This is a genomic window from Mucilaginibacter sp., from assembly GCF_028288185.1.
GTDB lineage: Bacteria > Bacteroidota > Bacteroidia > Sphingobacteriales > Sphingobacteriaceae > Mucilaginibacter.
In genome coordinates this window covers 14,862-31,541 of the sequence record NZ_JAQBOF010000031.1, presented here as the reverse complement: position 1 = coordinate 31,541, position 16,680 = coordinate 14,862, and the positions used below count along the sequence as shown (strand labels likewise).

The following is a 16,680-nucleotide window of genomic DNA, read 5'->3' as shown; positions in this document are numbered from 1 at the left end:
ATAGAAACTATCATGAACACTATAAATAAATATGCCTTATTGATGGCGGTACTGGTGCTAAGCGCCTGTACCGTATCAAAAGACGTTAAAACACCGCAGGCCGCGTTGCCTGCGGCTTTTAGAAACAGTACTGCTACCGATACCACCAGCATTGCTGATATCCCCTGGAAAAACTTTTTTACAGATGCCGAATTGCAAAAACTGATTGACAGCGCCATCGTAAAAAATTACGATATGCAGTTAGCTATAAAAAACATAGAGTCATCGCAGCTATTGGTTAAACAGGTAAAATGGAACTACGTGCCAACAGTTGGTTTAAATGTAAGCGCAAGCACCAGTCGCCCGTCAGACAATAGTTTGAATGGTATTAGCTTGAGCAACGCCAATATCGACACTAAGCATATTGAGGATTATTCGGCTAACTTATCCCTGTCATGGGAAGCTGATATATGGGGTAAGATCCGTAACCAAAACAAAGCAGCGCTAGCCGCTTATTTGCAAACTACAGAAGCTAAAAAAGCAATACAAACCAACATTGTAGCTTCCGTATCGCAAGGTTATTATAATCTGCTGATGCTGGATGCACAGTTGCAAACTGCGCAAAATAATGTTAAACTGAATGATAGTACGTTACGTATCATCAAGCTACAATACACTGCCGGACAGGTTACTTTATTAGCTGTACAACAAGCTGAGGCACAACAACAGGCGGCTTCTCAATTAATACCACAGTTTGAGCAAAACATAGCCTTACACGAAAACGCTTTGCGTATTTTAACAGGTGAATTGCCGGATAGAATCCTCCGCAATAAAACTTTAAATGAAATTGCTTTTGCTGATAATTTACCTGCTGGATTACCATCAGCCATCGTCAGCCGTAGGCCAGATGTGAAAAGCAGCGAATTAGCGTTGAACATAGCCAACGCCAACGTAGGCATAAACCAAGCCGAAATGTATCCCGCTTTGCGGATCACTGCCAGTGGCGGCGTAAACTCATTTAAGGCGAGTAATTGGTTCAATATCCCGGCATCTTTGTTTGGTATAGTATCGGGTAGTGTTTTACAGCCGTTATTAAATCATAAGGAGTTAAAAACTAGTTATGAAGTTGCAAAGATCGACCGTGAAAAAACGGTTATACAATTCAGGCAGACCGTATTGAATGCTGTAGGCGAGGTGTCGGACGCGTTAGTAAAAATTGACAAGCTAAAAGCTGAACAGGATATTGCCGCTAACCGGGTAAATACATTGCAAAAAGCAACATCGAACGCTAATCAGTTATTTAAAAATGGCATGGCTAATTACTTAGAGGTGATAACTGCGCAAGGCAATGTTTTACAAAGCGAGCTGGCTTTGGCTACCATAAAAACCGAACGTTTAAATGCTGTTGCAGAGTTGTATCGCTCGCTTGGTGGCGGGTGGAGATAAATGTGTAATAGATTATTTACACATTGTTAGCTGTTTTTTATAAGATTATTGAGGTTTTGTTTGGAATTTGAATACTTTTAGCTCCGCAATCTATTGCGTATTTAAAACATAACCAATATAAATTCTTAATAATCATGAAATTAAAGTTCTTTAGCTTTTTAAACATTACTTTATTAGTAGTGTTGGCAAGCGTAAGCATTGCTAATGCACAGGTAAAACCACGCTTGTTAGTTTTTAAGAAAACGGCAGGTTATCATCACGGTTCTATTCCGCTGGCTGCGTTGGCAGTTATGAAATTAGGTGATGAAAATGGTTTTCTGGTTGATACTACTACGGATGCCAATAAAATCACAGAAAGCAATTTAAAAAATTATACCGCTGTTGTTTTTGCAAGCACAACCGGTAACATTTTAAATGAAGCTCAACAGGCAGATCTGGAAAGATTTATACAGGCCGGTGGTGGTTTTGTGGGTATCCACGCGGCGGCTGATGCCGAGTATAACTGGCCATGGTACGGAAAAATGATAGGTGGTTGGTTTGCTCACCACCCGGCGCAGCAAATGGCTACTTTAACCGTGGTTGATAAAAACTTTATAGCCACAAAAATGCTTCCAACCGAATGGAAACGTAAAGACGAATGGTATCACTATAAATCGGTAAACCCGGATATCCACATATTAATAAATTTAGAAGAATCATCACTTACCTATAATAAAAATGGTGGTGATGATGCTTTTAAAATGGGCGCGAGCCACCCAATTGCCTGGTATCATGAGTTTGATGGGGGCCGTGTATTCTATACTGGCCTTGGCCATACAGATGAGTCATACAGCGAACCGTTATTTTTACAGCATTTACTGGGTGGTATACAATATGCTATTGGTAAAAATGCTCCGTTAAAATACGCTAAAGCCAAATCACAACGCGTTCCTGGGAATTAAGGATAATATTTCGACACCAAAAACAGCCAAACAAATTTAATAACAATGAAATTAAGACTTTTTAGCTTTTTAAGTATTACTTTATTAGCGCTTTTAAGTGCGGGTAATGCTGAAGCACAAGTAAAACCACGACTATTAGTTTTTAAGAAAACAGCAGGTTTTCATCACGGTTCTATTCCGCTTGCGGCGTTGGCTGTTATGAAATTAGGCCAGGAAAACGGTTTCCTGGTTGATACTACTACGGATGCTAATAAAATTGTGGAAAGCAATTTAAAGAATTACACCGCTGTTGTTTTTGCAAGCACAACAGGTGATATTTTAAACTCCGTACAACAAAATGCTTTAGAGCGTTTTATACAAGCCGGTGGTGGCTTTGTGGGTATCCACGCGGCTGCCGATGCCGAGTATAACTGGCCATGGTACGGTAAAATGATAGGTGGTTGGTTCGCCCATCACCCGGCGCAGCAAATGGCTACTTTAACCGTGGTTGATAAAAATTTTATAGCCACCAACATGCTTCCAACCGAATGGAAACGTAAAGACGAATGGTACCACTATAAAAGCATAAATCCGGATATACATATTCTGATAAATTTAGAAGAATCATCACTTACTTATAATAAAAATGGTGGTGATGATGCTTTTAAAATGGGCGCGAGCCACCCAATTGCCTGGTATCATGAGTTTGATGGCGGCCGTGTATTCTATACTGGCCTTGGCCATACCGATGAATCATACAGCGAACCGTTGTTTTTACAACATTTACTAGGTGGTATAAAATATGCCATTGGTAAAAACACTCCGTTAAATTACGCTAAAGCCAAATCACAACGTGTACCTGAAGAAAACAGGTTTAATAAAAAACAACTGGCCGTAGGCGTTTTTGATGAACCTACAGAAATGACTATTTTGCCAAACCTTGATATTTTAGTGGTGCAACGTAAAGGCGAGTTCATGCTTTACAATCACCTAACTAAAAAAACAAGACAGGTTGGTAAACTCCCGGTATATGATCACGTATTAACTGCGAAGGGTGTAAACGCCGAAGAAGGTTTATTAGGTGTACAGGCTGACCCGGACTATGCTAAAAATCATTTTATCTATGTTTATTACAGCCCGGTAGGCGAATCTGTTAACCAGTTATCGCGCTTTACTTTTGTAAATAATAAGCTTAACCTGAAAAGTGAAAAAATGATCTTAAAGGTGGGCACCACCCGCGAAATTTGCTGCCATACAGGTGGCTCTATCGCTTTTGGTAAAGACCATGTGCTTTTTGTTTCGCAAGGCGATAACACAACACCGTTTGACGAGCCTAGCAATGGCCGCGGTAAAAATCCACCTAACTCTTACTCTTATGCTCCACTGGATGACCGTCCGGGATTTGAGCAATATGATGATAGAAGAGGTTCTGGTAATACCAATGACCTGCGCGGAAAGATATTGCGTATAAAAATTAAACCTGATGGTACTTATACTATACCCGAAGGTAACTTGTTCCCTAAAGGAATGGAAAAAACCCGCCCCGAAATTTATGTAATGGGTGATAGAAATCCTTACCGGATCTCGGTTGATAAAAAGAACGGCTTTTTATACTGGGGCGAGGTTGGCCCGGATGCTAACAATGATAGTTTAGCAACACACGGCCCACGCGGTTATGATGAAGTTAACCAGGCCCAAAAAGCCGGTAACTTTGGTTATCCGTTTTTTATAGGTAATAACTATCCTTATCGCCGCTATGATTATGCGACAGGTAAAGTTGGCGAGCCATTTGACCCGCAACACCCTATCAATGATTCAAGAAACAATACCGGTTTAACAGAACTGCCACCGGCACAACCTGCATTTATATGGTATCCGTACGGCGAGTCAAAAGAATTTCCTGAGGTTGGCTCGGGTGGCCGTACTTCTATGGCAGGCCCGGTTTATCATTCAGAAGATTATAAGAATCCCGGTAAACTCCCATCATATTTTAACAACAAACTGTTCATTTACGAATTTATACGTGGCTGGATAAAAGTGGTGACTATGGATGCTAATGGTAACTACGTATCAATGGAACCCTTTATGAAATCGGCTAAGTTTAATGCTATGATCGATATGGAAATGGGCCCAGATGGTAAATTATATGTGTTAGAATATGGTACCAACGGCGGCTGGTTTAAAAAGAATAGTGATGCCGGCGTAAGCCGTATAGATTATAATGCGGGTAACCGCGCGCCCGAGATCGCTTCTGTAACTGCGGATAAGTCTTACGGCCCATTGCCTACAACAATTACTTTAACGGCTAATGCTACTGATCCGGAAAATGATAAGATGACCTATACCTGGAGTTTTGGAAATGGTATTAAAAAAATCACTACAAAGCCATCAGTAACTTATACTTATCCAAAAGCAGGTACATTTAACGCTACTGTAACAGTTAAGGATGTTAAACTGGCATCAAGCACAAGCAAACCGGTAATTATTGCCGCGGGTAGCCTGGATGAGCCGGTAGACCCATCATTGCCATTTGCCGCAGGCAAAGCATTAATGATGTCGATGGATTGCAAATCATGCCATAAAACAAATGAAACAGTTATAGGCCCGGCATTTGCAGCCGTAGCAAATAAATACAAGAAAAACAAAGCAACGTATGCTCAACTTACCGCCAAAATACAAAATGGCGGTACAGGTGTTTGGGGCGATGTAACCATGCCGGCTCACCCGAGCCTAAAAGCTGATGAAGCCAAACAAATTTTAGACTGGATATTCTCTTTGAAAAAATAACAACAATCAACCTGAATATTAAAAAAGCCGAAATGGGAAACCATTTCGGCTTTTTTGTTTAAAACTATTTTTTCAATTCTGTTGTTTCATAACTAAACAAGCTATTAGTTATGAGCCTTGAAAAATATGCAGAGAAGCGGGATTTCACCAAAACAGCCGAGCCCAAAGCCGGCCTAAGTAAGGATAAAGACCATTTAATGTTTGTTATACAAAAGCACGATGCATCGCGCCTGCATTATGATTTCAGGCTGGAAATGGATGGCGTATTAAAAAGCTGGGCCGTACCAAAAGGTCCGTCAACCGACCCTAAAACCAAGCGCCTGGCAATGATGGTAGAAGATCACCCGTTTGATTACCGAAACTTTGAAGGCATAATACCACCGGGCGAATATGGGGGCGGTACGGTAATAGTTTGGGATGAGGGTACCTATGAACCTATTGAAGAAATAAAAGGTAAAAAAGCACAAGAGAAACACCTATTACAGCAATTAAAAGCAGGCTCAGTTAAAATAAGACTACATGGCGAAAAACTGGAAGGAGAATACGCGTTGGTAAAAACTCATGGCATGGGCGAAAACGGCTGGCTGCTGATTAAACATAATGATGACTTTGCTGCCAAGGCTGATATTACCAAAAAAGATAAATCCGTTCTCTCCGGTAAAACCATTGAGTCGATGGAAAAAACCAGCGAAAAAGTTTGGCAGCATGGCCATGAGGAAGCTATAGAAAAGATCGGCAAAAAAGCTGAGAAAAAAGGTCTGGCGCAATCGGCTGAAGAAGTGGTGGTTGAGGGCCTGACCGCGGGACAAGTGGATGAGCCCGAGCCCGATGTTGCAGCGCTTTTAAAATCGGCGCCAAAATCAGCTCCCCCCAAAAACATAAAACCCATGAAGGCCACGCTGGTAGATGCGCCCTTTGATGACCCGGATTGGGTATACGAAGTTAAATGGGATGGTTATCGTGCCATAGCCGCTATGGACAAAAAAGGAGCGGAGCTGATATCGCGCAACAACATTCCTTTCGATAAATATTATCCCATAAATAAACTGCTTAAAGACTGGCAGCTTAACGCCGTAATTGATGGCGAGATAGTAGTGTTGAATGATAAAGGTCTGTCAGACTTTGGCGCGTTGCAAAACTGGCGCAGCGAGGCAGATGGCAACCTGGTTTATTATGTATTTGATATATTATGGTATGAAGGTAAAAGCCTGATAAACTTGCCATTAAGGGACAGGCAGGCTATACTTAAAGAAATATTGCCAACCAACGATGATCGCATACGACAAAGCAAGGTTTTTGCCGCTAATGGTACTGAGTTTTTTGAAGCTGCCGAAAAAATTGGAATGGAGGGCATCATAGCCAAAAAAGCAAGCAGTGTTTACACTTCTGATCTGCGCTCGAAAGAATGGTTAAAGATAAAAGTACAACGAAGGCAGGAGGTAATAATAGCCGGTTTTACCAAAAACGCCGGCACCGCCAAAGCATTTAGTGCATTAATATTGGCAGTTTATGATGGCAAGGAGCTAAAATATGTAGGTAAGGTTGGTACGGGGTTTTCTGAGAAACTGCAAAAAGAAATGATGACCAGGTTTAAGCCATTGATAATCGATAAGAGGCCTTTTGAGATTGAACCTGACGTTGATAAGCCATCACGTTTTCGTCCGCTGCGGATGGGTGCCAAGCCAACCTGGTTAAAACCCGAGTTGGTTGGCGAGGTTGCTTTTGCCGAAGTTACCGGCGATGGTGTTTTCAGGCAGGCTTCATTTAAAGGTATGCGCGAAGATAAAAACGCCAAAGATGTGATATTGGAAATACCGAAGGATACGGATGAAACAGTAAAGGAGGCAGAAGGAGAACCAAAAGAAACCCATACTGCTATTAAACCGCCAACCGATAAGGATCGAAAAACTTTACTTAACCCTAAAGACGAAACGCAGGTGCGAAAAATATGCGGGCATGATTTAAAGTTTACCCATCTAAGTAAAGTGTATTGGCCCGAAGATGGTGTTACTAAGCGCGATATGTTTAACTATTACTACCGCGTTGCTGAATATATTTTACCTTATTTAAAAGATAGGCCTATGTCGCTTAATCGTTTCCCTAACGGGATACACGGGCCAAGTTTTTATCAAAAGGATGTTAAAGGCAAAGCGCCTGATTGGGTAACAAAAACCTTCCCTTACACTAATGGCGATGGTGAACATAAAGAATATTTGGTAGGATCAGACGAAGCTTATTTATTATGGATGGCATCATTAGGTTGTATCGAAATGAATCCGTGGTTTAGTAGGGTGCAATCGCCGGATAACCCGGATTATTGTGTGATAGATCTTGATCCGGACAAAAATACATTCGACCAGGTAATAGCAGCCGCGTTGGAAGTTAAAAAAGTACTGGATGCTTTAGATGTTCCATGCTATCCCAAAACATCAGGCTCAACCGGTATGCATTTGTACATCCCGCTGGATGCAAAGTACAGTTATGAGCAGTCGCAAATGTTTGCTAAGATCATTGTATCACTTGTACATAAACAAATACCCGATTATACCAGCTTAGAACGTATGGTAGCTAACCGTAAGGGCAAGATGTATTTGGACTTTTTACAGAACCGGCCCGGTGCTACCATAGCTGGCCCGTATTCATTACGGCCAAAAGTAGGGGCAACGGTTTCTATGCCATTGGCATGGGATGAAGTAAAACCCGGTCTAACTATGAAACACTTCACTATATTTAATTCTATCGATCGCTTAAAAGAAACCGGCGACCTGTTTAAAAGGGTTTTAGGTAAAGGCATTGATCTGGAGAAAACACTAACAAAAGCAAAAAACATATTCGGATAATAATTACTGATAACAATTAAAAGTTTAGTCGTTCACATTTATTCATTTTTAAATTAAAACACTGGGTTGTAAAATCCATTACAAATACATATATTTATTTTATTGCATTTGTGCATATACCAATCTAAACGCTCCTCCCTAGGCGTTGTTAATTATTATCGCACAAAGCTAGCGTCATGTCTTTTTATTTTAATTAATTTTTGTGCTGAGCGAAAATATTGACCGTGTTGCATTAAGCCATAGCTTTGATGAAAAGCTTTTTAGATTGCTTATAGCTAGTATAAGCGACTATGCCATATTCATGGCCGACCCCAACGGATATATTATGAGTTGGAACCAGGGTGCGCAAAGCATTAAAGGGTATACTGAGGACGACATTATCGGTAAACATATATCTGTTTTTTACACATCAACAGACAATAAAACGAACTCACCCCGACATGACCTGAACGAGGCGCTTAAAAACGGTATGTATGAAAAAGAATGCTGGCTGGTGCGCCAAAATAATTCTGTTTTTTGGGCACATTTGGCTTTTACAACAGTATATGATGATGCCGGGCATTTAGTAGGGTTCGCCGTAATAACGCGCGATATAACTGATAGGAAAAACAAAGACGAAAAGCGTGAAGAAATAAATGCCGAGCTTGAGCGCCTTGTTGAAGTTAACACCGCACAGATAGTAGCTAACGAATTGCGTTTCAGAAAGCTGATAGAAAACAGCTATGATGGCATTATTTTATTGGATGGTAAGTTGGATGTATTATACCGCAGTAAATCGGCAGAGCGGATTAATGGTTGGAGTGATGAGGAAAGGGCCGGCCATGAAGTTGATGACCTGATTCATCCCGATGATAGAATTAAGGTTAAAGAGCTTTTTGACGAAATATTGAATAGCCCCGGTGTACCCATAATTTCCACCTATCGCTCCAAACATAAACTTGGCCATTATCTATGGATAGAATCCCTTTTTACCAATTGGTTAGAAGATGTAAATATTAAAGCCATTGTATGCAATTTTAAAGATATAACACAAAGGGTAATTGCGGAAGAAGAGCTTAGAACCAAAAACGAGCAGATAGAAAACATACTGGAAAGTATTACCGATGGCTTTATAGCGCTTGATAAGGACTTTTGTTATACCTATGCCAATAAGCGTATAGGCGATATGTTAAGCCGTGCTCCCGAAGAATTAATAGGCAAATATATTTGGACCGAGTTTCCCGTCGCGGTAAATTCTTCAACCTATAAAGCTTTTAATAAAGCTGCCACTAAAAAGCAATACGTTTGTAATGAAGATTATTATGGACCGTTAGATCTTTGGCAGGAAAATCATATTTATCCATCAGCAGGTGGAGGCTTGTCTGTCTTTATCCGTGATATTTCTGCGCGTAAAAAAGCCGAACACCAAATTTATCAGCTTAATGAAAACCTGGAGAAAAAAGTAGCCGAGCGCACCCTGCAATTAGAGGCGGCTAATAAAGAGCTGGAATCATTCTCTTATTCCGTATCGCATGATCTGCGCGCGCCATTGCGCGCTGTAAATGGCTATGCTATGATGCTAAAGGAAGAGTTTGAAGATAAATTGAATGCCGAAGGTAACCGCGTTATTAACACCATTATAACTAATGCCAGGCTAATGGGCCAATTGATTGACGATTTGCTTGCGTTTTCGCGCATGGGCCGCAAAGCCATGGTTATGATGCGGGTTGATATGAACGCGCTGACTGATGTATGCCTGCGCGAGTTATTTGAAAATGAAACCAATAAATATGAGGTGAAGGTACATAAGCTACCATCATGCGAAGGCGACCTTAGCTTGATACGACAGGTGATGCTGAATTTAATTGGCAATGCTATAAAATACAGTTCGAAAAACGAACAGCCAGTAATAGAGATAGGCAGTGTAAAGGATGGTATCAAACGCGTTTATTATGTTAAAGATAATGGCGTAGGTTTTGATATGAAGTATAACCATAAATTATTCGGGGTATTTCAGCGGTTGCATAGTGCGCAAGAGTTTGAGGGTACAGGTGTGGGCCTTGCTTTAGCAAAACGGATAATTAATAAGCATGGTGGTACTATTTGGGCAGAATCAGTTATTGGTGAAGGTGCTACCTTTTATTTCAGCATGCCTTTAAAAAATAAATAAGCTATGAACAACACTGCGGTTGAAATATTGCTGGTAGAGGATAATATCCATGATGCCGAATTAACCATACGGTCATTAAAAAAAGTAAACCTGGCTAATAACCTGGTGCATGTTAAAGATGGCGAGGAGGCGCTTGATTTTATTTTTGCAAAAGGCCAATTTTCTGACAGGAAGATCACCAACCGGCCAAAAGTTATATTGCTGGATATTAAAATGCCCAAGGTTGATGGTATTGAGGTATTAAGGCAAATAAAATCAAACGATATTACTAAGACAATCCCGGTAGTGATAATGACATCGTCGAGAGAAGAACAGGATATTATTACAAGCTATAACCTGGGCGTAAACAGCTACGTAGTGAAACCCGTAAACTTTGAAACATTTGCCAAAGCCATTAGCGACCTGGGGCTATTTTGGCTGATCATCAATCAGCCGCCATTATAATTTTATAAAAAAGAGTGAATACAAAACTAAAAATATTGCACCTGGAAGATATGCCAACCGATGCTGAACTGGTAGGCATAGAGTTGAAAAGGTCGAAATTATTGTTCGAGCGATTGGTAGTTGATAATAAAATAGATTACATAAGGGCAATTGATGAATATAAGCCCGATATCATTCTATCAGATCACTCGCTACCATCCTTTGATTCGATAGAAGCTTTTCAGATCCTTAAAAAAAGTCGGCTGAATGTGCCGTTTATCCTGATTACAGCTACCATATCAGAAGAGTTTGCGGTCGAGATAATGAAAAATGGTGCCGCTGATTATATATTGAAAGACAGGATGCAGCGCTTACCTAACGCTATATTAAACGCGTTAGAAAAGTTTAAGCTGGAAGCCGATCGCCAAAGATATATGGACGAGGTGATATCCAGCGAAGCGTTGTTGAAAGAAGCTGAAAATATTGCGGATATAGGTGGATTAGACATCGATATACAGACCCAGCTCACCAAATGGTCGCCGGGTTTATATCATATCCTGGGGGTTAAAATTGGCGATATTGAACCCTCTTTTAAAAACTTTTTTAATAGGGTACATGCTGATGATAGGTTTCGGGTTAAAACTGAGATGGATAACGCCATAGCTAATTTGGATTCAGTTAGTTTTGATTTTAGAATAAACACGTATGATAACGGCATAAAATACATGCATGCCAAACTACTGGTTGACAGGGATAAACAAGGCCTGCCCATACGACTGAAAGGTTTTACCCAGGATATTACCGAAACTAAAATAGCCGAAGAAAAAATAAAGGAAGTTACCGAAACACAAGCAGCTATATTAAATGCCCTGCCGCCAAATATTGTATTAATAAATGCGAAGTGTAAGATAGTAGCAGTTAACGAATCATGGAAAAAACTGGCGCTGTTTAATAACCTGGGCATTCCTAATTACGGCGTTGGCTATAACTACCTGACGTTGTCCGAGAAAGCCACCGGGATTAATAAAACTGATAATAGTAAAATTGAACAAGGGATAAAAGAGGTTATTCGTGGCAGTAATAAAGAGTTTACCCTGGAGTATCCCGTTTTGGGTGGCAAAGAGTGGTTTATGATAGTTGTGGCTCCCCTTGCTGATAAATCTCATAAGGGCGCGGTGATTTTACATATCAATATTACTGATCGTAGACTTGCCGAGGCATCCTTACATAAATCAGAAGCTAACCTGCGCTCGGTGTTTGAAAATATTGATCTTGCCATTGTTCTTTTTGATATTAACCTTAACGTAGTATCTTACAATAGCAATGCAAACGCTGCCATGGTCAGGCATTTTGGTAAGAAAATAAAAATTGGAAAGCCTATTATAAACAACTTCCCCAAAAATAGGCGGGCATCCATCAGACATGCCATTGCGTTGGTTAAAGAGCATAAAATAGCTGCGTATGAAACAAGTTTTTCAACCTTAGGAGGCGAAGCAGAATGGTATGATATTAAATGGGTGGGAGTAGTTAATCAGCAAAACGAGAATGTAGGTGTTATCCTTACTTTTAAAAATATTACCGAGAAGAAAAATACCGAATCGGAACGCGAAAACATGACTGCCGACCTTGCCCAGCGCAATAAAGATCTGGAGCAGTTTACTTATATCATATCGCATAATCTAAGAGCACCGGTAGCTAATATACAGGGCTTAGCATCGCTCTTATCTGATTTTGACCCGGGCAGGGCCGAAAGTTTGGATACTCTGGAGGCGTTGTCTGTCTCGGTAAATAATTTGGATAAAGTTATACTTGATCTTAACCAGATTCTACAAGTTAGGAGCCAGGTAAATGACCAGATAGAAATGGTACCGTTGTCCTTATTAGTTGAAGAAATTAAAGCCGGTATCAGCCAAATGATTACTAAAAATAAGGTAACCATTAATTTTAATTTTGATGCTGTTGATGAACTTTACATTCTTAAAAGTTACCTGTATAGCATATTGCAAAACCTGGTGGTAAATAGCATTAAATATAGGCGCACAGACGTTGACCCTGTTATCACTATCAGCAGTAAAATAAAAAATGATAAAATATTTATCTATTTTAAAGACAATGGAAAAGGGATTGACCTGGATAAGTACGGCGCGCACTTATTTGGCTTGTACAAACGGTTCGACTGGAGCGTAGAGGGTAAAGGCGTAGGCTTATTTATGGTTAAAATGCAGGTTGAAAGCCTGGGAGGTGCAATAAGTGTGGAGAGTAAATTAGATGCAGGTACGCAATTTACGCTTCAATTTCCAATTTCTATGAAACGGAGTTCATAACTCCTGAGTATAAGTACCATCATTTTACCTACGAAAACTTCGTAATTTGTTAAAATGTGTTAAATTTCTACGAAAAGTTCGTAGAATGGTTTGTGGTTAGTTATATTTGTTTTGTAATTCAAATTTTATAGAGACTTAACATTTAAACTTATATCGCAGTCATGAAAAAAATAGCATCAGTTTTAGCAGTTTTATTGTGCGTGGTAAACCTTGCCAAAGCGCAAGAACCTCAAATGGCTAAATTAATAGTTCATTATAAATTCTCGCACGTTCGCGATACAACCAATAGGGATAAGCCTTATACCGAAAATATGGTTTTGTTCCTGGGACAATCGGCAAGTGTTTATAAAAGTTATGATCGCAAATTGCAGGAAGCGCTGATGCGTAAACAAGTTGCCGACCAGGTTGCCGAGCAAAAAGGATCAGGCGGTCCAATGAATATCAGAATAACCAACAAAATGTCTTCCACTAATACCGAGTATTTTCAATTCCCGGCGGACGGAAAATTTATGCGTAAAGAAAGATTGATAACACCATACCTGGTAGAAGAGAAGATGCCTGAAATTAAATGGAAAATAAGTGCTGATACTATGACGCTTGGCGGTATGCATTGCCAAAAAGCGATGACGCATTTTAAGGGTCGTGATTATACGGCATGGTTCTCGCCCGATCTGCCTTTCCACTCCGGCCCGTGGAAACTGAACGGTTTGCCCGGTTTAATACTAGAGGCTTACGATAAAAACAAAGAGGTTGTTTTTAAATTTGATAGTATGGAAGAAACCGTACCAACGGTAAAATCAGCTACAGCAGCTGCGCCCGAAGAGCATGGCGGTTTTAGAATGATAGGCATGGACGACCCTAACGTTGATCCTAACCTGATAGCCGTACCTACCGACGCGGTACGTACAACCGAGAAAGAATTTAATAACCTTCTTGATGCCATGCGTAAGGACCCTAACGCATTTGCTCAAGGAGCAATGGCGGGTATGCGCGGCGGCGCTCCGGGTGGCGCTCCAGGATCTGGTGGCCCGGTAATGAAAATCAATTTAAACGGTAGCGGTCCTGTAATAAACAACCCGTTGGAATTACCTGAGAAAAAATGAGCAACCCCAATAAATGGGTAGGAGTATTCATTTTTTGGATGCTGTTGTCCGTGGTATGCCTTGGCCAAAACATACAAGGAACTGTAGTTGATAGTTTAGGTAAGCCAATATCGTTGGCTGGGGTTAACTTAAAAAATAGCGGCAATATCATCATAGCCTATACTACCACCAATAACAAGGGTATATATAAGCTAGAACTGCCCACCGATGCGGATAAGACTGGCCTTAAACTGGAAGTTAGCTGTATTGGCTTCAACAAAGCTATTAAGCCGATTGAGAGTTTTACAGCGCCCTATAATTTTAAGTTAGGCGTAGCTGTAAACCAGTTAAAAGCTGTTGTTGTTAAAAATAAGCGCCCGTTTTTACATACTACCGGCGATACGCTGAGCTATAAGGTATCAGACTTTAGTAATCCGCAAGATAGGGTAATAGGCGATGTGATCAAAAAACTGCCCGGCATTGATGTAGCTAAGGATGGCAAGATAAGCTATAATGGTAAAGCCATATCTAACCTATACATCGGCGGCGATAATTTACTGGATGATAAATATAACATAGCTACCAATAATATCCCTAATGGGGTGGTAGACCAGGTGCAGGTATTACAAAATAATCAGCCCATAAAAATGTTGAGGGATAAAGTGGTAAGTGATGATGTGGCCCTTAATCTTACCATAAAAAAAGATGCCAAATTGCAAATGGTAGGGCAGGAAACAGTAGGAGCCGGCTTACCCGGTAATTATTATGCCGACCTGAACGCCATGATGTTTAAGGACAAATACAAAGCCATTAATTATTTAAAGGGAAACAACACCGGCGTTGATGTGCAGGGCGAACTGATATCACATAATATGGGCGATTATTTGTCGAGGATTGATAATGATAAACCAGCTACCATACTATCCTTAGGTACCGCCGGAGACCCTGATCTGCCGCGTAACCGTTACTTGTTTGATCAGTCGGGCATATTGAATTTAAATAACCTGTTAAATATTAATAAGGATGTGCAATTGCGTGTCAACCTATCATACCTGCGCGATAACCAGCGGCAAGACTATAAAAAGATAAGCGATATATACTTACCTACCGATACGGTGCATTATACCGAAATACAAAGCAATAAGAATAGGCCGAATCTGTTCCATAGCCAGTTTATGCTGAATGTTAACAACAGCAAATACTATTTGAATGATAATTTAATTGCTAATTACAATCATAACACCGGTTACTCATCGCTAATAACCAATGGGTCGGGAGTAAAGCAGGTTTTTAAAGATAACCTGCTGGATGCATCGAACGAGCTGAACTTTATGCAGACTTTTAAAAGCAGCGATATTATTGAAGGTTATAGCTACATCAACCACTCAAGCGAGCCGGAAAACCGGGTAATTGAGCCGGGTTTAAATCCCAATATATTTAATAACAATGCAAACTACGCGCAGTTAACGCAAAATGCCAATGTGCCAAGTTTCTTTACCAATAACTATATCGCTTATAAAATACCGCGTCAGTATGTTACGCAAAGTTATAAGGCTGGTTTTAGCTTACAATCGCAAACATTAAATTCAGATCTATCGGTAACGCAGTTAAATAATACCACTAACCTGGTGTCAGACAGTACAAAAAACAACCTCGATTGGTCGCGCAGAAAGCTATATACCGAAGCGGCTTATGATATCCCCGGAAATATATTAAAAGTAAACGTAACACTACCCTTAACTTTTTTAGGCATAAGCTATAACGACCCGTTTTATAAATTGGATAAAAGCCTGAACCGCTTATACTTCGATCCGCGTTTATCTATCCGATATCAAACCGGTATAGAAAATTATTTTACGGTAAACTATAGCCTTAAAAACAGCATCGGGGGTATACAGGATGTTTACCGCGGCGAGATATTAACCAATTACCGCAGCCTATACGCTAATAACGCCGACCTGACCGAGCGCCAAACGCAGGCGGCATCATTAGGGTTTAATTATCGCAAAGCTATAACGCTGTTCTTTTTTAGTGTTAACGCGGGGTTTGTGCATCAAAACGCCAATAATATAGCTTCGAGTATTTTAACTAATAATATACAGCAGCGCATTGTATTGCCTTATGATAATAACCTGGATTCGTGGTCGTTTAACGGTTTTATAAGCAAGTATTCGTTTGGTTTGCGCACTACGTTTAGTGCCGGCTTAAACTATCAAACCACCAAACTTAACCAGATACAAAATAGTATTATACTGCCTTATAGTACCATTAACAATACGGTAGGTGCAGGTACTGATACTAAAATAAGCGATAAGGTGACCTTTAGCTATAAAGCCAATTATAGCCAAACTACCAGCAAGTCATTGTCAACCAATATTAACAGTAAGTTTGAGCGGTTGATACAAAGCGCGGCGTTAAACTATAACCCGTTAAGCAATTTGTTTTTCAACTTATCAGGCGATCATTACTATACCCACCAACAACAAGCCAGCGATTTGAAATATGTTTTTGCTGATGCGTCTATCCGTTATAAGTTCAACAAAACTAAACTGGATGTGGAGCTTAGCGCGCAAAATCTCTTTAATACACAAAATTATACGGCGGTTTACCTGGCGGCCAACGTATACACATCAAGCAACTATACCATACCGGGGAGGATTGTTTTGGCTAAGTTGATGTTTAATTTGTAGATCCCCATTACTAACCAATACTCACAACCCCGTCAATAAC

9 protein-coding genes are annotated in these 16,680 nt (G+C 40.3%); all 9 read left to right on the top strand.

The window, feature by feature from the left end:
- Nucleotides 1-12 precede the first annotated feature (12 nt).
- The 9 genes from JWQ34_RS13920 to JWQ34_RS13880 all read left to right on the top strand — a co-directional run bounded on the left by JWQ34_RS13920 (nt 13) and on the right by JWQ34_RS13880 (nt 16,640).
- The gene (locus JWQ34_RS13920; RefSeq protein WP_299358009.1) at nt 13-1,425 is read left to right on the top strand and encodes an efflux transporter outer membrane subunit; all 1,413 of its coding nucleotides are present in this window, start codon (nt 13-15) and stop codon (nt 1,423-1,425) included.
- Between the two features lie 134 nt (nt 1,426-1,559).
- Nucleotides 1,560-2,366 (top strand): ThuA domain-containing protein, encoded by an 807-nt coding sequence (locus JWQ34_RS13915; protein ID WP_299358007.1) that lies wholly within the window; start codon nt 1,560-1,562, stop codon nt 2,364-2,366.
- A gap of 45 nt (nt 2,367-2,411) precedes the next feature.
- Nucleotides 2,412-5,132, top strand: coding sequence for a ThuA domain-containing protein (locus JWQ34_RS13910; RefSeq protein ID WP_299358005.1), 2,721 nt, complete (start codon nt 2,412-2,414; stop codon nt 5,130-5,132).
- A gap of 110 nt (nt 5,133-5,242) precedes the next feature.
- Nucleotides 5,243-7,972 carry a DNA ligase D gene (ligD, locus tag JWQ34_RS13905; protein WP_299358003.1) on the top strand — a complete coding sequence of 910 codons (2,730 nt, stop codon included), beginning with the start codon at nt 5,243-5,245 and terminating at the stop codon, nt 7,970-7,972.
- A gap of 202 nt (nt 7,973-8,174) precedes the next feature.
- Nucleotides 8,175-10,121, top strand: coding sequence for a PAS domain S-box protein (locus JWQ34_RS13900; protein ID WP_299358001.1), 1,947 nt, complete (start codon nt 8,175-8,177; stop codon nt 10,119-10,121).
- 3 nt (nt 10,122-10,124) lie between these two features.
- Nucleotides 10,125-10,565, top strand: coding sequence for a response regulator (locus JWQ34_RS13895; protein ID WP_299357999.1), 441 nt, complete (start codon nt 10,125-10,127; stop codon nt 10,563-10,565).
- Between the two features lie 14 nt (nt 10,566-10,579).
- Entirely contained in the window at nt 10,580-12,868 is a 2,289-nt protein-coding gene (locus JWQ34_RS13890; protein ID WP_299357997.1) for an ATP-binding protein, read from the top strand.
- Between the two features lie 161 nt (nt 12,869-13,029).
- Nucleotides 13,030-13,971, top strand: a complete 942-nt coding sequence (locus JWQ34_RS13885; protein WP_299357995.1) for a GLPGLI family protein — start codon at nt 13,030-13,032, stop codon at nt 13,969-13,971.
- Nucleotides 13,968-16,640 (top strand): TonB-dependent receptor, encoded by a 2,673-nt coding sequence (locus JWQ34_RS13880; protein WP_299357993.1) that lies wholly within the window; start codon nt 13,968-13,970, stop codon nt 16,638-16,640. The genes JWQ34_RS13885 and JWQ34_RS13880 overlap by 4 nt, the downstream gene beginning before the upstream one ends.
- Nucleotides 16,641-16,680: the final 40 nt, after the last annotated feature.